The following is a 21,522-nucleotide window of genomic DNA, read 5'->3' as shown; positions in this document are numbered from 1 at the left end:
CACATGCCTTTCAATCCTTGAGCTTCTTGTCGCGCACGTACATCGTTTTTGTGTTGGAGCCCGACACCTTGCGCATGTCGATGGCGAAAATGTCCGGCATGGCCTTGACCAGCTCGCTCAACTTCTTGAATCCATACAGGCGCGCGTCGAAATCCGGCTGCAGCTTGTTGAGATAGCTGCCGAAGGTGCCGAGGTTCGCCCAGCCGGAATCGTCGCTGGCCTGTTCCAGCGCTTCCAGCACGAATTCGCGCGGGAACTCCTGTTCCGCCCCCTCAATGGCGGCAACGGCAGGCGTCTCCGCCTTATGGGACTCGGAAGACGCGCGCTTGCGCTGTGCGCCCGGGCGCAAAATCTCGGTGAACACGAACTTGTGGCAGGCATTGCGGAAGGCCTCGGGAGTCTTCTTTTCGCCGAAGCCCAGCACGGTCAGCCCTTCCTCGCGAATGCGCATCGCCAGACCGGTAAAATCGCTGTCGCTGGATACCAGGCAGAAACCGTCGAAACGACGCGTGTACAACAGATCCATCGCATCGATGATGAGCATGCTGTCGGTCGCGTTCTTGCCCGTGGTGTAGGCGAACTGCTGTACCGGCTTGATCGAATACCGGTTCAGCACCTTCTTCCACTGCGCGCTCGCCGTCGAGGTGAAATCACCGTAGATGCGCTTCACCGTCGCCTCGCCGAACCGCGCGACTTCCGCCAGCAGCCCCTCGATGACCGAAGCCTGGGCATTGTCCGCGTCGATCAGCACGGCCAAGCGCAGCGAATGCTCCGGTACCTCGTTGCGCACCATGCGGTGGGTCCCGTTCATCGCTCGCCAACCTTTCGGCATGCCGCGGCAAGCGTCACGGACTCAGCGCTCGACCTGGCTCACGTCGCGCACCGCGCCCTTGGCGGCGGAGGTGGTCATGGCGGCGTAGGCGCGCAGCGCGGCGCTGACCGGGCGGTTGCGCCCGACCGGCTTCCAGGCATCGCTGCCGCGGGCCTCCATGCGCGCGCGGCGCGCGGCCAGTTCCTCGTCGCTAATCGCGATGCGGATGCTGCGATGCGGGATGTCGATGGCGATGATGTCGCCTTCCTCGACCAGGCCGATGTTGCCGCCCTCGGCCGCCTCGGGCGAGACGTGACCGATGGACAGCCCCGAGGTACCGCCGGAGAAGCGGCCGTCGGTGACCAGGGCGCAGGCCTTGCCCAGGCCCTTGGACTTCAGGTACGAGGTCGGATAGAGCATTTCCTGCATGCCCGGCCCGCCCTTGGGGCCTTCGTAGCGGATCAGCACCACGTCGCCGGCTTGGATGCGATCGGCGAGGATGGCCTCGACGGCGGCGTCCTGGGACTCGAAGATGCGCGCCGGCCCCTCGAACACCAGGATGCTCTGGTCGACGCCGGCCGTTTTCACGATGCAGCCGTCCTCGGCCAGATTGCCGTAGAGCACGGCCAGCCCGCCGTCCTTGGAGTAGGCGTGTTCGATGTCGCGGATACAGCCGTTCTCACGGTCGAGATCGAGCGCATCCCAGCGCGCGGACTGGCTGAACGCGACCTGGGTCGGCACGCCGCCCGGCGCGGCGTAGAACAGCGCCTGCTCGGCCTCGGCGGCGCGGCGCACATCCCAGCGTTCGATGGCCTCGCCCAGGGTGCGGCTGTGCACTGTGGGCACGTCGCGGTGCAGCAGGCCGCCGCGATCCAGCTCGCCGAGAATGGCCATGATGCCGCCGGCGCGGTGCACGTCCTCCATGTGGTACTGGCTGGACGGCGCGACCTTGGACAGGTTGGGCACGCGGCGCGACAGGCGGTCGATGTCCTTCATATCGAAGTCCACGCCCGCCTCCTGTGCGGCGGCGAGCAGGTGCAGCACGGTATTGGTCGAGCCGCCCATGGCGATGTCGAGGCTCATGGCGTTCTCGAAGGCGTCGAAGCTGGCGATGCTGCGCGGCAGCACGCTGGCGTCGTCCTGCTCGTAGTAGCGTCTGGCGATGTCCACCACCAGTCGCCCGGCCTCCAGGAACAGCTTCTCGCGCTCGGCGTGGGTGGCGAGCAGCGAGCCGTTGCCCGGCAGCGACAGGCCGAGCGCCTCGGTCAGGCAGTTCATCGAATTGGCGGTGAACATGCCGGAGCACGAACCGCAGGTCGGACAGGCCGAGCGTTCGTATTCCTCGACCTTCTCGTCGCTGTTGCTGTCGTCCGCGGCAGCCACCATGGCGTCGACCAGATCGAGGTGGATGATCTTTTCCGCGCCCGGCGTTTTGGCGATGACCTTGCCGGCCTCCATCGGCCCGCCGGACACGAACACGGCCGGGATGTTGAGGCGCATCGCCGCCAGCAGCATGCCGGGGGTAATCTTGTCGCAGTTGGAGATGCACACCAGCGCATCCGCGCAATGCGCGTTGACCATGTACTCGACCGCATCGGCGATCAGCTCGCGGCTGGGCAGCGAGTACAGCATGCCGCCGTGGCCCATGGCGATGCCGTCGTCCACGGCGATGGTGTTGAATTCCTTGGCCACCCCGCCGGCCTTCTCGATCTCGCGCGCGACCAGCTGGCCGAGGTCCTTGAGATGCACGTGCCCGGGCACGAACTGGGTGAAGGAATTGGCGACGGCGATGATCGGCTTGTCGAAGTCGCCGTCCTTCATGCCGGTGGCGCGCCACAGCGCGCGGGCGCCGGCCATGTTGCGGCCGTGGGTGGTGGTATGGGAGCGGTACTGCGGCATTTCGAACCCCTCAACAACTTTGATACGGGCCGCGGGCGCGGCCGTTAAACGGCCAGTTTAGACCGAATCGTGCCCACTCCGCCAAGCCACCGATCTCATACGCCGGCACCGGCATGGAACAAGGCGCCGACGCCGGCGGTCACGCCCATCGCCAGCGCGCCCCAGAAGGCGACGCGTGCCGTCCCCACAACCAGGGATGCGCCGCCGGTACGCGCCGCAAGCGCGCCGAGCGCGGCCAGAAACACGAGAGAGGCGGCCGCGACCCACCAGGCCAGCGCGCCTGGTGGCGCAAGCAGCGCAGTGGCCAGCGGCAGCACGGCCCCGGCCGCAAAGGTCGCGGCCGAAGTCATCGCCGCCTGCACAGGACGCGCATTGAGCACTTCCGAAATGCCCAGCTCGTCACGCGCATGCGCGGCCAGCGCATCGTGGGCCATGAGCTGGTCGGCCACCTGCCCCGCCAGATCGCGATCCAGTCCGCGCGATACGTAGATCGCGGCCAGTTCCGCGCGCTCGTGGGATTCGTTGTGCGCCAGCTCGAGTCGCTCGCGCTCGATGTCCGCACGCTCGGTGTCGGCCTGCGAACTCACGGATACGTATTCTCCCGCGGCCATCGACATCGCACCCGCCATCAGCCCCGCACCGCCTGCCACCAGTATCGACGCATGACTGGCGTTGGCGGCGGCAACGCCCAGGATCAGGCTCGCCGTCGAGATGATGCCGTCGTTCGCGCCGAGCACGGCGGCGCGCAGCCAACCTATGCGATGCGTACGATGGGTTTCGCGATGAACGGTGGTCACGACGCAGTACCTCGGGGAAACGGGACAAGGGCGCAAGGATACGTCTTAACGCACGCCACAAGATAGACCATCCGCCTCCCGCACTTACCCCTTGATATTGCGCATCCGGATCGCGCGAGCACCGGCAAAAACAGGCCTGTCGACCACACGGGCAAACGTCTATTTTCAAAAAATTACTCGAACAGCCATGGGAAATACTGAACAAAATCAATTCACATTAGTCGCAATAATGGCAAGGGACGAAATTTTCGCCCCAAAATTCAATGGGAATGAAGGGAGGTTTCATGACCAATCAGAACCCCATTATCGCGATCAACATGAGCAAGGTGAGCAACACGCCCGACAGTTTCGACACCATGATGAAAGTCGGCCCCAAGGTTTGCATCACCACGGCATCTCATCCTGGGTTTCTGGGTTTCGAGCAACTCATCCAGACTGGCATTCACCCCATGGCCGGACGTTATGGCGGCGGCTCTGTCGACATGCGCGAGACACTCAACCCAATCGGTATGTACCAATACACCGTATGGCAGGACGTGCGTTCCCACGAGGAAATGCATCACGACAATTTCAAGGAAATTTACGAACTGTGCGGCAGTTGCCTCGACATGGTGATCGAAGGCCCTTGGGAGCCGTATTTCGAGGTCGTGCGCTCCGACTTGCCGCAAATCGTGAGCATGACCGACGTGCCTCAGGCGCTCGGCAATGCCTTCGCGAAGGAGGAGCAGGTGCCCAAGGTGGCCCTTGCCTCGCAGCGTGCCGTGGTGGTCGGCGATCATTGGGTGATGCACGGCCATGAAACCGACTTCGAAAAAGGCGCCTTTCAAACCCTTGAATGGATGAAGGAAAACGTACCCGGCATGATCGGCTGGATGGTGCTCAAGCAGTTCGGCGTCTCGGCCATCGGCTCGTTCCAACTCGATCCCGAAGGCATGCTGAAGGCAACGCTGGGCGCCAATCCTCCCGATTACAACACCAATTATGGCGACGCCATCCACGATCAGCCGCCGATACCGCCGCAAACGCCCACGCAGTATCTGGTACACATGGAATGGGAATCGCCCGAACATGCGCACATGGGCCTGGGTCATGCCATGGTCGATTACGAATTGAGGAAAATCCATAACGACGGCGTACTTGCTCATTTGGATCGAGGCCCTTATTACGCATTCTTCGCACCGATGATGGAACAAGGTTTGTGGCGACGACATCTCGCGCAATAAGCGCGAAATCCGAAAAGCCACCGACAAAACACGATCCACGGAGGTGAACATGTCAGACAAACCGCACGTACTCGTACTGGGCGGTAATTTCGCCGGCCTCGGCGCCGCCCAGGAAATACGAAAACACGCTGGCGATGCCGTCGATATCACCCTGATCGACCGCAAGCACTACCTACTTTTCATTCCGAACATACCCGCCGACGTCTTCGGGAACAGGGATCCTGCACACAATCAGCGCCTGGATCTTTTTCCGGTACTGGACGAAGACGGCATCGATTTTGTGCAGGGCGAAATTCAGGCCATCGATGTCGATAGCCGCGAAGTGACGTACACGCCCTCCGAACGCCCCGGTGCGGCCACGCAACGCATGCATTACGACTACCTCGTGATCGCCCTGGGCAATCGGCTGGCTTACGACCGCATCGAAGGTTTCGCCGAATACGGCGACAGCGTCAGCGATCTTTATCTTGGCAACCGCCTGCGCAAAAAACTCTGGGAAGGCGGCTACCAGGGGGGGCCGATCGCCATCGGTTCGGCGCGCTTCCATCAAGGCGACGGCGCCAAGGGTCTGGCGCCCTATCCTGGCGGCAGCATTCCCGAAGCGCTCGCGGCCTGTGAGGGGCCGCCGGTCGAGATGATGCTTTCCGCGGCAACCTATCTTAGCCGGACCGGACAGGGCGGACCGGACAAGATCACCGTCTTCACGCCAGCCGAAATGATCGCCGAGGATGCCGGCGACAAGGTCGTCGGCCAACTGCTGGAGACCGCCTCGGGCATGGGCTTCAATTACGTCAACAATGCAGAGGACGTCACCCGCGTTACATCCGAGGGCGTGGAGCTGGCAAATGGCCAGACCCTGGAAGCCGAGCTGAAGATCATCTTTCCGGACTGGGTCGCTCACGACTGCCTGCGCGATCTTCCGATCAGCGACAGCGAAGGGTTCATCGTCACGGACCTGTTGATGCGCAACCCTCAATACCCCGAAGTGTTTGCGGCCGGCGATGCCGCCGCGGTGACCGTACCCAAGCTCGGCGCCATCGGGCACCAGCAATGCGAAATCGTCGGTCGTCAGATCGCCCATGCGGTCGGTCGCATGAGCGAGGCGGCCGCCAACACGCCGCTGCGGCCGGTGGTGTACTGCATCGGCGACATGGGAGACAACCAGGCTTTCTATATCCGGTCCAACAGCTGGTTCGGCGGCGACACACAGGTACTCAAGATGGGTCACATGCCGTTTCTGCTGAAGATGCAGTACAAGAACCTGTTCTTCCGTACCCGCGGCAAAATGCCGGAATGGGGCCTGGATTTCTCCCAACTCGTGGCCGAGCGTCTCGCCTCCTGAGCACATCCGGACATGCTGGCCGCGGGTGCGGCCGGCCGTCTCCACAGACACTCACAAGAGGAGAGCCCGGATATGAATCATGCCAAGACACCGTCGGGGAACGACTCCCCGCTGACCGATCAACAATGGGCCGGGCTCGCTCGCATGGGCGATCTCGGCCATTGGCTCGGCACATTGCTGGACGGCGCAGCCGCCGAGCCGTTAACCGCCGCGATCGACCGTATCGGCGCGCTGGATGGCTCGAACGACCTGTCGACGCTGGCCGAGAAACTGGCCGAGACTTTCGCCGCGCTCAATGAAGCCGGCCTGCTCGATCTCTTGCGTGACAACGCGCAATTCGTTGCCGACAGCCTAGGCGTGCTGCTACCTCTGGTCGGCCAGTGGATCGAGCGCCTCAGCCAATTGCCTGCCGAGGAAATCAAGGCGGACGCTGCATTCGCGCTGACACTGTTGCGCAAGACGCGGCTGGTCGCGGACTTCGTCGACGAAAAACTGTCTGGCGATCTGACCGGCAGGGCCGCCCATCTGACCGAGTTCCTGCAACGCCACTCGAGCGACGAGGCCTTGGCCGAAGCCATGGTGCAGCTCGGACGCCTCTACCGCAGCGGCCAACTCAGTCGCTTGGGGGATCTTGCGGAATCTGTCGCCGGACTCGAGGAAGGTGTCGATCTGGAATCCTTGATCGGCGTCCTGGCCCGGGCCGTGCCAGGCGATGCCATCGACCGTTCCGTGCGCCTGCTGCACAGTGCCCAGGCCGCGCTGCTCGATGCGCGTGCGGACGAGGACCGGCTCGGCGGCTATGCCGGCATGCTGCACCTGCTGCGCGATAAGGAAGTTCAGAAGGGATTGCGCATACTCTCCGTATTACCGGTATACCTGGAAAGGCATCTGGAAAACCCACACTGAAGTCAGGCGCGTGCACGGCGGCACATACCATCCGCCGTGCGCGCCCATTTCCCGGCACAACGAGGCACTCTGATCACAAGAGCCTCCAAAGGACCGCCCAATGAACCCCACCGACGCACTGCGCGGCTATGGCAGCACCAGCGGCCTCAAGCGCGCCGCCATCCCCCTTGCAGCTGGGCTACTCGGCATCCTGGCCCTCCTGCTCACTTTCCTTTACAGCGCCTGGTGGCTGATCCTGCTGGCCATCGCCGTCGCGGTTCTCGCCCTGGGCGTGCACGACATGTTGCAGGCACGCTCCGCGCTGCTCGCCAACTACCCGGTGGCCACGCGCTTTCGCTGGCTGGCACTGGATCTGCGCCCCTTCTTCCGCGCCTACATGGTGGAAGACGACGAAGAGGGCACGCCCTACAGCTACGAGGCCCGACGCCTGGTTTACCAGCGCGCCGAGCGCGGCTCCAGCACGCATCCTTTCGGCACCGAACTGGATGTCTATTCCGGGGAACACGTCTGGGTGGGCCACTCGATGGCCCCCAGCGCCGAAACCGACCGCGACCCTCGGGTGCGGATCGGCGGCAACCAGGCCGGCAGGCCTTATGACGCAGCGGTCTTCAACATCTCGGCCATGAGCTTCGGTGCGCTGTCGGCCAATGCCATAGAGGCGCTCAACTTCGGCGCCAAGCGAGGCGGTTTCTACCATGACACCGGTGAGGGCGGCATCAGCCCCTACCACCTCAAGCATGGCGGCGATCTCGTCTGGGAACTCGGCTCCGGCTACTTCGGCGCCCGCGACGAAAAGGGTCGGTTCGACCCTGAGCTGTTTGCCGAACAGTCCTGTCGCGACAGCGTCCGCATGACGGAAATCAAGCTCAGCCAAGGCGCCAAACCCGGCCACGGCGGCCTGCTGCCAGGCGCCAAGGTCACACAGGAAATAGCCGACACGCGCAAGGTTCCGATGCATCAGGACTGCCTCTCGCCACGTGGTCATTCCGCCTTCGGCACGCCCGTCGAAATGCTCGAGTTCGCCGCCCACATGCGCGAACTGTCCGGCGGCAAACCGGTGGGCATCAAGTTCTGCGTCGGACAGCCGCACGAGGTCATGGCCGTGATGAAGGCCATGCGTGAGACTGGCATCCTGCTCGACTTCATCGTGGTTGACGGCGCCGAAGGCGGCACCGGCGCCGCGCCGCTGGAACTCTCCAACCACGTCGGCATGCCGCTGCTCGATGGTCTCATCGTGGTACGCAACGCCTTGGTGGGCAGCGGCCTGTATGGACAGGTGAAGCTTGCCGCCAGCGGCAAACTCCATTCCGGCGCCGGGCTGGCGGAATGCCTCGCCATCGGCGCCGACTGGGGCAACGCCGCGCGCGCCTTTCTGTTTTCCATCGGCTGTATCCAGGCACAGCGTTGCCACACAGGCACCTGCCCCACCGGCATCACCACCCAGGATCCGGCGCGCATGCGCGGCCTCGACCCTGAAATCCAGGGCCACCGCGCGGCCAACTTTCAGGGCGCCACCGTGGAAGCCCTGATGGAAATCGTCGCCGCCACCGGACTCGAACACCCCAGCGACCTGCGCCCCCATCACATCCACCATCGCATCAGCGCTTCGAAGTCGCTGCCGCTGGACCACATCTGGGAATTCCTGCCCGAGAACGTGCTGCTCGACGCGCCGCGGGAAACCGCCTACGCGCAGTGGTGGGAAGCTGCCGATCCGCACAGCTTCCGGCCGCGGATCGAGCTCGATGTCGCCCGTCGTCATGCGCCGCGCACGTCAGAACCCGACTACTGATCATCCGCGCTCAGACCGAAGAGGAGTCAATCGTGTCCACCACCGTTTCCGAAATCATCGTCGACACCCTCGTTCAGGCCGGCGCAAAACGTTGCTACGGCATCGTCGGCGACACCATCAACCATCTCACGGATGCCATGCGCCGCTCACCGCTCGACTGGGTGCATGTGCGCCACGAGGAAGTCGGCGCATTGGCGGCAGGCGGCGAGTCCTATCTCACCGGCGAATTGAGCGTCTGCGCAGGCACCTGCGGCCCGGGCAGTCTGCACTTTGTAAACGGCATTTTCGAAAGTCACCGCAACGGCGCCCCCGTCCTGCTCATCGCCTCGGACATCGACCGCCGCGAACGCGGGCTGGATTTCCCGCAGGAACTCGACCAACGCAGGATCTACGAACAGTGCTCCGTGTTCTGCGCCGAAATAGCCCACGCCGAACAGGCGCGCCGTATCACCGCGATGGCGGCCCAGGCGGCGCTCAACAAACACGGGGTTGCCGTCGTCATCGTCGCCGGCGACATGTTCAAGGAACGCGCCCAGGACGCACTACCCTGGGCGGTACACCGCACCACACCGGTCACCCGACCGGGCGATGCCGAACTCGACCGTCTTGCCGAACTGATCGCCGAGGCCGAACGCATCACCGTGTACGCCGGCATCGGCGCGCGCTCGGGCCGCGACCAGGCCGTTGCGCTCGCCGGGCGCCTCAAGGCACCTCTGGTGCACACCACGCGCGCCAAGGAATTCCTCGAACACGACAACCCGCACAATGTCGGCATGAACGGCATTCTCGGCAACAAGGCCGGCTTCCAGGCGGTCAACGACTGCGACCTGCTCATCTGCCTGGGTACCGATTTCGCATACACACAGTTCTATCCCGACCACGCGAAGATCGTGCAGATCGACACCGAGGTCACCCATCTGGGGCGCCGCTCGCCCATCGACCTCGGCCTGGTCGGGGATGTCGGCGCGACGCTCGACGCCTTGATGCCCCGCATAGCCCCCAAATCGGACGACACACATCTGCGCAAGGCACTCGACACTTACGCCGACGACCTCAAGCGGCGGGATAAAACCACGGACGAACCCGACGCGACCCTGATCCACCCGCAATTCGTCGCCGCGACGCTCGACCGGCTGGCCGATGGCGATGCCGCATTCACCGCCGACGGCGGATCGCCCATGGTTTGGCTGTTACGTCACATCCAGGCCAATGGCAAGCGCAGCTTCCTGACCAGCCTGCTGCACGGGACCATGGCCAACGCCTATCCGCAAGCCATCGGCATGGCGCTGGCCCAACCGGGACGCCAGGTCATCGCCCTGTCGGGTGACGGCGGCATGACCATGCTCATGGGCGATCTGCTGACACTGGTCCAGGAATCCGTGCCCGTCAAAATCCTCGTGTTCAACAATGGCTCCCTGGGTTTCGTCGAAATGGAACAGCGCATCGAGGGCCTGCTCGACAGCTACACCGAACTCAAGAATCCGGATTTTTCGAAAATGGCGGAGGCCTGCGGCCTGTTCGGTGCGCGCGTCGAGCACGCCGACGCGCTTGAGGAAGCCATGCATCGCTGGCTGGCGCACGACGGCCCTGCACTCCTCGACGTCAAGGTGAACCGCATGGAACTGGTCATGCCGCCCAAGGTCGAAGCCTCGCAGGTGGCTTCCACCGCGATCTTCGGCACCAAGGCCATCCTGAACGGTCGTGCGGACGAGTTCCTGACGCTGTTGAAAAACAACTTCTGGCGGTAGACGTCATGGACTCACACCGCTTCAACGTCGCGCACCGCCGCTTGAACGAACCGACGCGATAATGCGCCAAGTCCGGCGCGGCGGCCACGCAGATCAACCGACCGCAACGGTGCTCACCTGAAACGCAGGACAGCCTCCATGTCCGAACCGTCCGCTGCGGGAACCGGGTCCCGCGCATCGCATCTCGGCGTCGTCACACTCACGCTGATGACCGCGGCGCTGTTCCTGACCCTGCGCAACATGCCGATGATGGCCGCGACCGGGTTGCAGATGGTGTTCTTCAACGCGGTCACGGTATTCGCATTTCTGATTCCCATCGCCCTGGTCTCGGCGGAGCTGGCCACCGCCTGGCCGCGCAACGGCGTATTCCACTGGCTCGAGGAGGCCTTCGGCACGCAGTGGGGCTTCACCGCGGTCTGGTTGCAGTGGGTGCAGAGCCTGTTCGGCATCACCTCGATCCTGTCCTACGTCGCCGCCAGCCTGGCCTACGCCTTCGACCCGCGGCTCGCGAACGACCGCTATTTCATCGTTGCGGTGATCCTCGCCGTGTACTGGGCGGCGACGTTGGCCAACCTGCGCGGCACGCGCGCCTCGGGGCTGATCTCCAGCGTGTGCCTGGGCGCCGGCGTGCTGCTGCCGAGTGCGGTGCTGATCGCCCTCGCCGCGGTCTACGTCGCACAGGGTCGTCCCGTGCATCTCGACCTCGCGCCGACGCTCGGCAACTGGCTGCCGCTCGCCCAGCCGCAGCAGTCGCTGGTGCTGTTCCTGAGCTTCATCTTCGGCGTGGTCGGCATCGAGGTCTCGGCCAGCCATGCCCGCGAGGTGCGCGACGTGCGCCGCAACTATCCCATCGCCGTGTTCGCCGCCGCCGTGCTCGGCTTCGTCGTCACCCTCGCCGGCGGGCTGGCGGTCGCCGCGGTGGTGCCCAAGGCACAGCTCGACCTCGTGTCCGGCAGCGTACAGGCACTGCAGGCGCTGTTCGACACCTGGGGGCTGGGCGCGCTGGTGCCGGTCGCCGCGCTGCTGGTCGCCCTCGGCGCTGCCGGGCAGGTCAGCACCTGGGTGGTCGGCCCGGTCAAGGGCCTGTGGGCCGCCGGCTGTGCGGGCAACCTGCCGCCCGCGCTGCAGGAGGTGAACGCGCAGGGCGTACCGCGCAACCTGCTGATCGTGCAGGCGCTGGCCATGAGCGCGGTGGCGCTGGTGTTCCTGCTGGTGCCCTCGGTCAACACCGCGTTCCTGCTGCTCACCTCGGCGGCGGTGGTGCTGTATGCCGCCATGTACCTGATGCTGTTCGCCGCCGCCATTCGCCTGCGCTACGTCGAACCCGACGCCCCGCGCCCCTACCGCGTGCCCGGCGGGCGCACCTGGGGCCTGTGGCTGGTGGCCGGCACCGGCTTCGTCACCACCCTCGCCTGCCTGCTCATCGGCCTGCTGCCGCCCGGCGGCGGCGTGCCCGAAGGCGCCTACGCCCCCGCCATGCTCGCTACCCTCGCGCTGATGCTCGCCTTTCCCCTGCTGCTCAATCGCTGGCGCCGCCCTGCCTGGGCGCCCGCCGCGCAAACGGAGTGATCACGACCATGGTCAAGAAACTGCTGCCCGACGCCGCCCTGGCGCCCACCTACGGCTCCCGCGCCATGTCCGAACCGGTGCCCAAATACGCCCTGCCGGAAGGCGAGCTGCCGTCGCAGACGGCCTACCAGCTGATCCACGACGAACTCATGCTCGACGGCAACGCGCGCCTCAATCTCGCCACCTTCGTCACCACCTGGATGGAACCGGAGGCCGAGCGGCTGATGGCCGAGACCTTCGACAAGAACATGATCGACAAGGACGAGTACCCGCAGACCGCGGAGATCGAGACGCGCTGCGTCAACATGATCGCGCGGCTGTTCAACGCGCCCGACGACGGTGCGGCGGTGGGCGTGTCGGCGATCGGCTCCAGCGAGGCGGTGATGCTCGCCGGCATGGCGCTCAAGTGGCGCTGGCGTGCGCGCCGCGAGGCCGCAGGCCAGCCGGCTGCCAAACCCAACCTGATCCTCGGCGCCAACGTGCAGGTGGTGTGGGAGAAGTTCTGCCGCTACTGGGAGGTCGAGCCGCGCTACATCCCCATGCGCGAGGGACGCTACGTGATCACGCCCGAGGAAGTGGTCGAGCGCATCGACGAGAACACCATCGGCGTGGTCGCCATCCTCGGCACCACCTTCACCGGCGAGTTCGAGCCGATCGAGGCCATCCACGACGCCGTGGTCGCGCACAACGCGGCGCACGGGCTGGCCGTGCCGCTGCACATCGACGCCGCCAGCGGCGGCTTCGTCGCGCCCTTCATCCACCCCGATCTGCGCTGGGACTTCCGTCTGCCCAACGTGGTCTCGATCAACGCCTCGGGCCACAAGTACGGGCTGGTCTACCCCGGCGTCGGCTGGGCCGTGTGGCGCGACCAGGAGCACCTGCCCGAGGACCTCGTGTTCCACGTCAACTATCTCGGCGGCGACATGCCGACCTTCACCCTCAACTTCTCGCGCCCCGGCAACCAGATCGTCGGCCAGTACTACAACTTCCTGCGCCTCGGCCGCGCCGGCTACACGCGCATCATGACCACGCTGCGCGAGGTCGCCACCGAGCTGTCGGCGAAGATCGCCGGCCTCGGCCCGTTCGAACTGCTCAGCGACGGATCGAGCATCCCGGTGTTCGCCTTCCGGCTGAAGGACGCCTCGCGCTATTCCGTGTACGACGTGTCCGAGCGCCTGCGCGTACGCGGCTGGCAGGTACCCGCCTACACCCTACCGCCGGACGCCGAAAGCGTCGCCGTACTGCGTGTGGTGGTGCGCGAGGGCTTCTCGCGCGACATGGCGGACCTGCTGCTCGCCGACCTCGCCCAGGTGGTCGCGGATCTCGACGCCGCCCCGCCCGCCCAACCCAGACAGGCCGACGGGCATTTCCACCACGGCTGAACACCATAGTCGTCACATGGCAACGCCCGCCCGATGTGCTATGCCAATAGACGGCCGGATCGCAAATCGACGCCACGGCCGCGAAGGCATTCCACATCACAAGAGGGCTACACCATGACCGTATCCATCGGCAAACTGCGCGGCATGAACGCAGGCCTGGCGGAAAAACTGAAAAAGGGCGGGATCACCAACTCCGACAAGCTGCTCGACAGCGCGGCCACACCGGTCGGACGCAAGCGGCTGGCAGCGGACACCGGCGCGAGCGAACGCGACATCCTCGAGCTGGCCAACCGCGCCGATCTGGCCCGCATCAAGGGCGTTGCCGGCGTGTTCGGCGATCTGCTGGAGCATGCCGGGGTCGATACCGTCAAGGAGCTGGCCACGCGCCGCCCCGACAACCTGCACGCCAAGATGAGTGAGGTAAACGACCAGCAAAAGGTGGCAGGACGTTCGCCCACGCGCGCCGAGGTCGAAAGCTGGGTGGCCGAAGCCAAGCGGATCGGCGGCCGGCTGCAGTACTAGGGTCGGTTCACACGACTGGGCGGCTGCCGTCGGCGCCGCTCAGTCATGTCCGGCCGCCAGACGTTGCAGGTGAGCGCGCGCGCCGGCCACCAGCGCGGACGGCAACCCGTTCTGCTCGGCGATGATCAGCCCGAGCGACTTGCCCGGCACGCCAATACGCAGTTCGTAGGTCGGGCGCATGGTTTGCGCATCGAAATGCATCGACGCGTTGCGCAAGCCCTCCCGGTCGGCAGCGTATTCCTTGAGCGGCGACAGATGGGTGTTGACTACGCCCTGTACCCCGCGCGCGCCGAGTTCGTCGAGCACCGCCATGGCCAATGCGGCGCCCTCTTCCGGATCGGTGCCGGTGCCCAGCTCGTCGAGCAGCACCAGCGTGCTGCCGTCGGCCTCTTCAAGCACCCGTTTGAGCACCTCGACGTGACCGGCAAAGGTGGACAGGTGATGATGCAGGCTCTGATGATCGCCGACATCCACGATCAGGCGCGCATAGCACCCGATCACGCAATCGCGCTCCGCGGGGATATGCAGACCGCAATAGGCCATGGCGACGAGCAGCCCCAGGGTCTTGAGCGCCACGGTCTTGCCGCCGGTATTCGGCCCGGTGATGACCAGCAGGCGGTCGCGCGCGTCCAGCCGTACCGTCAGCGGCACCGGCCGCGGGCCGCTGCCGTCGACGAATTGGGCCAGCAGCAACGGGTGATAGGCTTCGTTAAGCTCGACCTCGGCGCGGTCGCTCAGGCGTGGCGCGTGCGCGTTCATCGCTTGGCTGAGGCGCCCGGCGGCCAGCGCCAGATCGATCCAGGTCAACGCGGACAGCATGGCCTGGAGTGCCTCCACGTGTTCGCGCACCTGTGCCGTCACGTCGCGGAACAGGCGCTGCTGTTCGGTGCCGATACGCCCCATCACGGCCTCCAGACGATTGTTGACCGGCACCGCCTCCATCGGCTCGATCGCCACGTCGCGCCCGCCCATCGCACTGCCGCGACGCACGCCCTTGATACGCTCCGCCTCCGTCGCACGCACCACGACCACGGCGCGCTCGTTCTGCCAGCCGACCTTCTCGCCGTCTTCGAACAGGGCGCGGACATCCTCGCGCTGCATGCGTTGGCGCACCACCGACTCGGCCTCATCGCGCAGTTGGCGGCGTTCCCCGAACAAGGTCACCAGCGCCTCGTTGGCATCGTCGCGCAGGGTACCGGCGCCGACCAGCGTGCGTTCGAGCCGCTCGACCAGCGCTGCGGGCGGACGCAAGTCTTCCAACCGACCCGGAAAAATCGCCGCATCCTCGCGCAGTGCGTCGGCCAGTTTGTCACAGGCGGCCATCACGGCCTGCACGTTGAACAGCGCCTGCCCGGACAGCGAGGCGCCGACGGTCGAGGCCTGGCGCAGCGCCGCGCGAATGTCCGGCAGCGCGCCCAGTGGCGGGCGACGCCCGGCATCGAGCAGCGCGCGCGCGGCATCCACCGAACGCTGCATGCGTCGCGCCACCTCAAGGTCGGGCGCAGGCTCCAGGCCGCGCGCGGCGTCGGCGCCGTAGGGCGTCGCGCTCAGGCGCTCCAGCAGGCGGCGAATGGCGTTGAATTCGAGCGGCTTGAGATCGGCGTACATCGTCCCTCCGGCGGCAAATCCGCGACTCAGGCCTTCTGGTACATGGCCAGATAGGCCTTGCGCGGCATCGGCGGTACCCGCGCGGCCGCCAGCAGATCCGCGAGATGCTCTGGCGTGCTGAGGCCGACCAGCGAGGTGCCGAGTCCGGGCGTCGAACGGTTGAACTGCATGGCGCGCTGCGCCGGATTGGCAAGCTCCGGCATGCATTCCGCCACCGGCCCCACCGACTGCTGCGCCAGATGCCCCTTGAACAGGGTATGACTGGCCATTACATAAACCTCGAGTTGATAGGCCGCCTGCAGCGGGGAAGCGATATTGCCCTGCCCCGTGGCGGTATTGAAGCGCGTGAACCCTTCGGACATCACCTGATTGAAGGGCAGCATCGCGATCTTGAAATGATGACGCGCGTGCTCGTCGCCGGTGACCCGCTGCGCGGCGCCCTCGGCCAGACCGATCATGGCGGTCAACGACTCGAATTTCGGGTCGTCGGTCTCCACGCGCAGCCCGTCGTAGGTACTGATGCCGTAGACCCGCAGCCGTTTTTCCTGCACCGCGCGCTCGAGCACTTCGAACACGGAGGCCAGCTTGCGGTGCGTCGCTTCCTTGCCGATTTCCGGGATATGCACCTCGGGCTGATCGACCAGGAAGGCATCAAGCGTTTCCACGCCCATGAGATGACGCGACAATTCGAGCTGATAGTTGATGTACTCCGGAGTCAGCAGGTGCGCGCCCTTGGCCAGGTCGTCGCGCGTACCCAGACCGGCGGCGACGATCTCGCGCTCGAACCAGCCGGCCATGTCGGCGGGCGGCCCGCCCCGCAGGGTCAGGAAGCCGCCCTTGGACATCAGGAACATGGCTTCGCGCGGCACGCCCTGTGCCACGGCGGCGCGGATACCGGCACCGACCGCGGCCAGCGAACGACCGTAGCGGTAATGCGCGCCGGTATCGATGACGTTGACGCCCTTGATCAACGCTTCGGCAACCGCCGCCGCGATGCGCGCATCCACCGCCGGCTCGGCGCTGCCACCGAAGGTACCCACGCCGAGGCTGGACAGACGCATGCGCACGCGCAGGAAATCGCTGTAATGTCCCTCGGCGGCGTCGCCGGCCTCGATGTGGGCCTGGGCGTAGGCCTGGGTCGCCTTGGCGTTGGCATAGCCGGGCAGCAATGCGTGGGCGGCAGGATCGGTGGTCACGGTCGTTCAAGTCCCCTGGTCGTTGGTGGGCAGACTAGCAGCATGTGTCGCGGCGGCCTCTTGAGACACGGAAAGCGGGATGGCCATCCAGCAGCCGGTCGACCCGCTCGACGATGTCCGCGCGCACCGGACCGGTCTGCGGTCGGTCCAGGCGGCGGCTCAGCAGTTCTCGATAGGGCGTGCCGGCCCGCTCGATCTGTTCAGCCTCGTCGTCGTCCTCGGGGTCTTCCGCACCCCAACGGACCTCGGCAAGCAGGGCCTGCGCCTTCTCCGGCATTTCGACCGGCAGCGTACGCCCGCTGAGCTGCCCCCAGAGACCGGCCCAGCAGCGGGCGAGCACGAGAGGATGATAGCCGCCGCCGCCGATGACCAGCAGCCGCGGCGTGCCGTCGGCATGTCGCGGCGCGTCGGCCTGGATGCGGGCGGCCACTTCGAGGAAGGCCTGGGTCGACAACCGGAACTTGCCGAGCGGATCGGGCATGATCGGGTCGGTACCGGCCTGCAGCACCACTGCATCAGGCCGCACCGCTTCCATCACCGCAGGCCACACCCGCGCGAATGCATGGCGATATTCGTCGTCATGGGTGCCGGGTGGCAGCGGCAGGTTGACGGCGTTGGCGCAGCCGCCGGTATCCTCGATGCGCCCGCCGGCAAAGGGATAGGCCTTGTCGGTATCCATGTGCAGCGACAGGGTGAAGGCGCCGGGGTCGCCGCGCAGCGCGTGCTCGACGCCGTCGCCGTGGTGCGCGTCGATATCGACGTAAAGCACGCGCAGGCCGGCACGGCGCAGACGGATGACCGCCAGCGCGGCATCGTTGAAATAACAGAAGCCCTGCGCGCGATCTGGCATGGCGTGATGCATCCCGCCGGCGGGGCTGAAGGCCACCCGTCCTGCGAGCAGCTGCTCGGCACCCTGGATGCTGCCGCCGGTGGCGGTTGCGGGGGTGGCGAAGAAATCGCGGAAATAGGGGTTCTCGAGGTTACCGATGTTGTGCTGCTGGCGATAGACGTCGATCACCTTGCCCATGGCCTCGCAACGCTGCATGGCCGACACGTATTCTCGCGTGTGGAACCACTCCAGCTCGGCCACAGAGGCACGTCTGGATTCCACGTACTCGCCTTCGTCCAGCGCCCCGTAGCTGCGGATCACGTCGAGCATCAGCGACACCCGCGGGATGTCCAGCGGGTGATTGTTGCCGTAGCTGTGGCGGCGATAACGCGCCGCGGCGATGAGCACCGCTCGCGGCGATCCGGCGGTCGGCGCGGTCATCGGCGTAGCCTCAGGTAGATTTCCGGCAGTCGCGCGGGGAGTTCGTCCACGCGATCGATCAGGGTGAAATGCCCCGGGCCGAAGATGGCCGGCAGGTATTCCCCGCCACGGGGATCGAGCGTGATGCAGAAGGGATGGATGCCCGCATCGCGGGCTTCCTTCATCGCCATGCGCGTATCGTCGTTGAGATAGCGGGGATCGCCGCCGTCGTCGTAGTCGGCCGGTCTGCCGTCGGTGAGCATGAGCAGCAGCCGGTGATGGGCGTCGACGCCGGCGAAGCGTTTCACGGAATGGCGGATTGCCGCACCCATGCGGCTGGCCAGACGGCCGGACAGCGCCGCCAGCCGCGCGTTGAGCTCGCCGTCGGCGGGCTCGGCAAAATCCTTGACCACGTAGTAATTGACGTTGTCGTGGTGCTTGGAGGCGAAACCGCAGATCGCGTAATGATCGCCCAGGCTGGTAATCGCCTCGGAGAACAGGATCAGTCCAGAACGGATACGATCGATCACCTTGCCCTGGCCACCGGGATGACGCGCCATGATCGAGGTCGAAAGATCCGCGAGCAGCAGCACCGCCGTGTCGCGATGCTGCGCGGCCCGGCGGCGGTAGATCATGCCCTCCGGCGACAGGCCCGCGCGCTTCTCGGTCACGTAGGCGACGGTCGCCTCCATGTCGAGCTCGTCGCCGTCCGGCTGTCGCCGCTGCGGCGCGGGACGGGTCGGGCGCTGCATTTCGAGCGCCGCGCGCAAGCGCTTGAGCACACCAGCATGCGCCTCAAGGATGCGGCCCGCGCGCTTGGCGGCCGTTTCCGTCAACCGCGATTCGTGCACCCGCGCCCAGTCGTGCAGGTAGCGTTGTTCGCGATAATCCCACTCCGGATACGGAATGCCGCCGGGCGGAGCCTCGCGCGTCGCGCCACGACCGCTGATGTGCTTGGCCGGCATCGGAATGCCGGCGCCGATGCGACCGCCGCTGCCAGAGGTATTCTCGCGCGGCAGATTGATGTCGGCGTCCGGATCGTCCTGTCGCTGGCCAGGCGCCTGCTGCGGCTGATCCTCGCGCTGACGCTCGCGCGTGGCCTTGTTGGCGGCGTAGGCATCGGCGTGGGGCGCGTCGTGCAGCACCTCGTAACGCGGCCTGGGATACACCGCCGGCCCCGTATTGAGGCCATGCGCGGGCGGATAGGCCAGATCCCGCTCGGCCATACCCAGCTCGGGGAAGGACGGATCGGCGAACAGCGCCGCGGCCGCAGTATAGGCATCGAGCAGCCGGGCGTCGTCCGCGGTCAACGCGCGCAGACGGTCATCGAGCCCTTCGCCCTCGACTAGAGCGCGCAACTGCGCGCAAGCAAACGCATGGAAATGGCCGGCGGCGCCGTCCGGCGTCTCGGCCCGATCGAGCAGACGGGCGAGACGGCTGAAATAGCCGGGCACCCGCGCACCCAGGCGGCAGTCGACGCGGATATCCTCGCAGAGATCGAACAACACCTGGAAGCGGAACAGGCGTTCGCCGTATTCCGCGAACAAGGGCCGCCAGGTCATGCGCTGATCGTCGTCGAGCGGCGGATGGGTCATGCCGCGCGCCTCGAACAGGGCCTCGATCTCCTCGCGCGCATAGGTGTCGAAGCGCAGATGCGCCGCCGTATGCAGGGCGGCGACGATGGCCTCGTCGCGGTCTTCCAGCACCGCCGGCATCAGCAGCGAGCGGCCGTCGCAGAGCATCATCGGCGGCCCCTTGCCGGGGCGCCAGTCGCTGTCTGCCAGCGGGATCAGCTCGTCGAACCAGGCCAGCAGCAGCATCTGCAGGAAGCGGCTGTGCTGACGCGGGCGGTACCCCGGCAGCTCGTCCAGCAGGTAACGCAGCCCCTCCTCGTTGGCCAGACGGAAATAGGCCTCGCCGCGCGAGCGGCCGGACTGCATCAGATCGGCGCCGCGGCGCGCCCAAGGTTCCAGGCCCGGCGTGCCCACCACGTTGCGCGCAACCAGCGCGCCGGGCAGATAGGTTTCCAGGGTCAGGCGGCGGGCGTCGTAGAGCCGTTCGGCCGGCGCCATCAGCGCCTCGATGCCGGCCAGTCCCTCGCCGTCGGCCAGGCGCGCGTAATCCGCCTCGAAGTAGGTCCGGCCGTCCTCGATGCTACGCGCGCACCAGCGCAGTCCCGCTTCGTACCAGCCCCGCTCGCCGGCCTCGCCCCACTCCGCATAGATGCGTCCGGCCTGGGCCAGATAGCCGTCAAGGGCATACCAGGAATTGACCCATTCGCGGAAGGCGAGCGCCTGTTCGGTCCAGCACTGCACATCGGGCCACAACGCGACCAGGTCGGGCGTGCGGCGCATGAAGGCCTTGCCGGCCTCGCGGTCATGGAAAAACAGGTCGCGCGCGGCCTCCAGCCAGTAAAGCCGCGTCTTCACGTCCGCGCCTTCCAGCGACGGCAGCGCCGCGCGCGCATCGCGCTGGGCCACGAAACTGATGCCTTCCAGGTGCTGCAGCACCTCTTCGCAGCGGACCAGCGCCTCGGCTTCGCTCAGAGCCGTACTACTCATGGGCCGACCGGACTCAGGCGGCCGCGCCGAGATGCGCCTCGAAAATCTCCTCCAGCGCCTCGACCAGCGCGGGGTCGTCGGTGATCGGCGCCACCATCGCCGCCCGTGCCGCGACACGCGGTGACAGGCCGGCACCGATCAACTCGGCGGCATAGCACAGGGCGCGGGTGGAGGTCGCCTCCTCCAGCCCGTGTTCCTTGAGTGCGCGCGCGCGCCGGCCGGCGGCGACCAGACGTTCGATCAGCGCTTCGTCGCGGCAGCCTGATTCGCCGGCGACGATGCGGCGCTCGATCTCCTCCGCCGGATAATCGAAATTGATGCCGACGAAGCGCTGCTTGGTCGAGGGCTTGAGATCCTTCAGCGCGGTCTGATAGCCCGGATTGTAGGAAATCACCAGCATGAAATCGTCGTGCGCCTCGATGAAGCGGCTTTTCTTGTCGAGCGGCAGCTGACGGCGATGGTCGGTCAGCGGATGGATCACCACCGTGGTATCCGTGCGCGCCTCCACGATTTCGTCCAGATAGCAGACAGCTCCCTCCTTGACGGCACGTGTCAACGGGCCGTCCTGCCAAACGGTTTCGTCGCCCTGCAGCAGAAAGCGTCCGACAAGGTCCGAGCTGGTCAGATCCTCATGGCAGGCCACGGTGACGAGCGGTCGCCGCAGGCTGTGGGCCATGTGCTCCAGAAAACGGGTCTTGCCGCAACCGGTCGGCCCCTTGAGCATGACGGGAAGCCGCCTTGCGTAAGCGGCACGGAAGATTTCGACTTCGTCGGCCTGCGGCAAGTAGAACGGCGCTGCGGCGGCTGCCGGCTGCTGAATCACGTCGCGTTCGACGCCACGCTGGTGCTTGACCTGGTTGTCCATCGTCGATCCTCATCCGCTGGCATGCGCCTGTCGACGCGTGCTCGATTTGAAATGC

At 66.0% G+C, this 21,522-nt stretch carries 16 protein-coding genes; 8 read left to right on the top strand and 8 right to left on the bottom strand.

Annotation, left to right across the window (positions count from 1 at the left end; all coding sequences use genetic code 11):
* Positions 1–10: 10 nt before the first annotated feature.
* The 3 genes from THPRO_RS15080 to THPRO_RS15070 all read right to left on the bottom strand — a co-directional run bounded on the left by THPRO_RS15080 (position 11) and on the right by THPRO_RS15070 (position 3,507).
* Entirely contained in the window at positions 11–811 is an 801-nt protein-coding gene (locus THPRO_RS15080) for an NYN domain-containing protein (RefSeq protein ID WP_038091187.1), read from the bottom strand.
* 42 nt (positions 812–853) lie between these two features.
* Positions 854–2,710: a dihydroxy-acid dehydratase gene (gene ilvD / locus THPRO_RS15075; RefSeq protein ID WP_065089825.1), complete on the bottom strand. Its 1,857-nt coding sequence runs from the start codon at positions 2,708–2,710 to the stop codon at positions 854–856.
* Between the two features lie 95 nt (positions 2,711–2,805).
* Complete coding sequence (locus THPRO_RS15070; protein WP_038091179.1) at positions 2,806–3,507, bottom strand: VIT1/CCC1 transporter family protein; 702 nt, start codon at positions 3,505–3,507, stop codon at positions 2,806–2,808.
* Between the two features lie 284 nt (positions 3,508–3,791).
* Here THPRO_RS15070 and THPRO_RS15065 point away from each other — a divergent pair, with 284 nt between their 5' ends.
* From THPRO_RS15065 to THPRO_RS15030, 8 genes are all read left to right on the top strand, one after another.
* On the top strand, positions 3,792–4,730 hold the full coding sequence (locus THPRO_RS15065; protein ID WP_038091271.1) for a sulfur oxygenase reductase family protein: 939 nt from the start codon (positions 3,792–3,794) through the stop codon (positions 4,728–4,730).
* A gap of 49 nt (positions 4,731–4,779) precedes the next feature.
* Positions 4,780–6,072: an NAD(P)/FAD-dependent oxidoreductase gene (locus THPRO_RS15060; RefSeq protein WP_065089824.1), complete on the top strand. Its 1,293-nt coding sequence runs from the start codon at positions 4,780–4,782 to the stop codon at positions 6,070–6,072.
* 72 nt (positions 6,073–6,144) lie between these two features.
* Positions 6,145–6,978 (top strand): hypothetical protein, encoded by an 834-nt coding sequence (locus tag THPRO_RS15055; RefSeq protein WP_145930882.1) that lies wholly within the window; start codon positions 6,145–6,147, stop codon positions 6,976–6,978.
* A 100-nt stretch (positions 6,979–7,078) separates the two neighbouring features.
* Positions 7,079–8,767 (top strand): FMN-binding glutamate synthase family protein, encoded by a 1,689-nt coding sequence (locus THPRO_RS15050; RefSeq protein WP_052064492.1) that lies wholly within the window; start codon positions 7,079–7,081, stop codon positions 8,765–8,767.
* A gap of 32 nt (positions 8,768–8,799) precedes the next feature.
* Positions 8,800–10,515, top strand: coding sequence for a thiamine pyrophosphate-dependent enzyme (locus THPRO_RS15045; RefSeq protein ID WP_038091173.1), 1,716 nt, complete (start codon positions 8,800–8,802; stop codon positions 10,513–10,515).
* 138 nt (positions 10,516–10,653) lie between these two features.
* Positions 10,654–12,084 carry an amino acid permease gene (locus THPRO_RS15040; RefSeq protein WP_052064491.1) on the top strand — a complete coding sequence of 477 codons (1,431 nt, stop codon included), beginning with the start codon at positions 10,654–10,656 and terminating at the stop codon, positions 12,082–12,084.
* A gap of 8 nt (positions 12,085–12,092) precedes the next feature.
* Positions 12,093–13,466 carry a glutamate decarboxylase gene (locus tag THPRO_RS15035; protein ID WP_065089823.1) on the top strand — a complete coding sequence of 458 codons (1,374 nt, stop codon included), beginning with the start codon at positions 12,093–12,095 and terminating at the stop codon, positions 13,464–13,466.
* Between the two features lie 114 nt (positions 13,467–13,580).
* Positions 13,581–13,988 (top strand): DUF4332 domain-containing protein, encoded by a 408-nt coding sequence (locus tag THPRO_RS15030; protein ID WP_038091169.1) that lies wholly within the window; start codon positions 13,581–13,583, stop codon positions 13,986–13,988.
* Positions 13,989–14,027: 39 nt separating this feature from the next.
* On the opposite strand, the gene THPRO_RS15025 is transcribed toward THPRO_RS15030, so the two are convergent.
* From THPRO_RS15025 to THPRO_RS15005, 5 genes are read right to left on the bottom strand one after another with little or no spacing between them, the layout of a single operon-like run.
* Positions 14,028–15,596 carry an endonuclease MutS2 gene (locus THPRO_RS15025; RefSeq protein ID WP_065089822.1) on the bottom strand — a complete coding sequence of 523 codons (1,569 nt, stop codon included), beginning with the start codon at positions 15,594–15,596 and terminating at the stop codon, positions 14,028–14,030.
* A 26-nt stretch (positions 15,597–15,622) separates the two neighbouring features.
* A complete protein-coding gene (locus THPRO_RS15020; protein WP_065089821.1) occupies positions 15,623–16,792 on the bottom strand; it encodes an aldo/keto reductase in 1,170 nt (389 codons plus the stop codon).
* A gap of 34 nt (positions 16,793–16,826) precedes the next feature.
* On the bottom strand, positions 16,827–18,062 hold the full coding sequence (locus THPRO_RS15015) for an acetoin utilization protein AcuC (protein ID WP_038091167.1): 1,236 nt from the start codon (positions 18,060–18,062) through the stop codon (positions 16,827–16,829).
* The gene (locus THPRO_RS15010) at positions 18,059–20,602 is read right to left on the bottom strand and encodes a nitric oxide reductase activation protein NorD (protein WP_065089820.1); all 2,544 of its coding nucleotides are present in this window, start codon (positions 20,600–20,602) and stop codon (positions 18,059–18,061) included. The genes THPRO_RS15015 and THPRO_RS15010 overlap by 4 nt, the downstream gene beginning before the upstream one ends.
* Before the next feature lie 13 nt (positions 20,603–20,615).
* Entirely contained in the window at positions 20,616–21,467 is an 852-nt protein-coding gene (locus THPRO_RS15005; protein ID WP_038091164.1) for a CbbQ/NirQ/NorQ/GpvN family protein, read from the bottom strand.
* Between the last annotated feature and the right edge of the window lie 55 nt (positions 21,468–21,522).

This window comes from Acidihalobacter prosperus (assembly GCF_000754095.2).
Lineage (GTDB): Bacteria > Pseudomonadota > Gammaproteobacteria > DSM-5130 > Acidihalobacteraceae > Acidihalobacter > Acidihalobacter prosperus.
This window is presented reverse-complemented; position numbering and strand designations above follow the sequence as displayed.

Excerpts from the sequence above, each read along its gene's own strand:
- THPRO_RS15080 (WP_038091187.1), bottom strand. The coding sequence starts at position 811 with ATGAACGGGACCCACCGCATGGTGCGCAACGAGGTACCGGAGCATTCG.
- ilvD (WP_065089825.1), bottom strand. The coding sequence starts at position 2,710 with ATGCCGCAGTACCGCTCCCATACCACCACCCACGGCCGCAACATGGCC.
- THPRO_RS15065 (WP_038091271.1), top strand. The coding sequence starts at position 3,792 with ATGACCAATCAGAACCCCATTATCGCGATCAACATGAGCAAGGTGAGC.
- THPRO_RS15060 (WP_065089824.1), top strand. The coding sequence starts at position 4,780 with ATGTCAGACAAACCGCACGTACTCGTACTGGGCGGTAATTTCGCCGGC.
- THPRO_RS15055 (WP_145930882.1), top strand. The coding sequence starts at position 6,145 with ATGAATCATGCCAAGACACCGTCGGGGAACGACTCCCCGCTGACCGAT.
- THPRO_RS15050 (WP_052064492.1), top strand. The coding sequence starts at position 7,079 with ATGAACCCCACCGACGCACTGCGCGGCTATGGCAGCACCAGCGGCCTC.
- THPRO_RS15040 (WP_052064491.1), top strand. The coding sequence starts at position 10,654 with ATGTCCGAACCGTCCGCTGCGGGAACCGGGTCCCGCGCATCGCATCTC.
- THPRO_RS15035 (WP_065089823.1), top strand. The coding sequence starts at position 12,093 with ATGGTCAAGAAACTGCTGCCCGACGCCGCCCTGGCGCCCACCTACGGC.
- THPRO_RS15030 (WP_038091169.1), top strand. The coding sequence starts at position 13,581 with ATGACCGTATCCATCGGCAAACTGCGCGGCATGAACGCAGGCCTGGCG.
- THPRO_RS15025 (WP_065089822.1), bottom strand. The coding sequence starts at position 15,596 with ATGTACGCCGATCTCAAGCCGCTCGAATTCAACGCCATTCGCCGCCTG.
- THPRO_RS15015 (WP_038091167.1), bottom strand. The coding sequence starts at position 18,062 with ATGACCGCGCCGACCGCCGGATCGCCGCGAGCGGTGCTCATCGCCGCG.
- THPRO_RS15010 (WP_065089820.1), bottom strand. The coding sequence starts at position 20,602 with ATGAGTAGTACGGCTCTGAGCGAAGCCGAGGCGCTGGTCCGCTGCGAA.
- THPRO_RS15005 (WP_038091164.1), bottom strand. The coding sequence starts at position 21,467 with ATGGACAACCAGGTCAAGCACCAGCGTGGCGTCGAACGCGACGTGATT.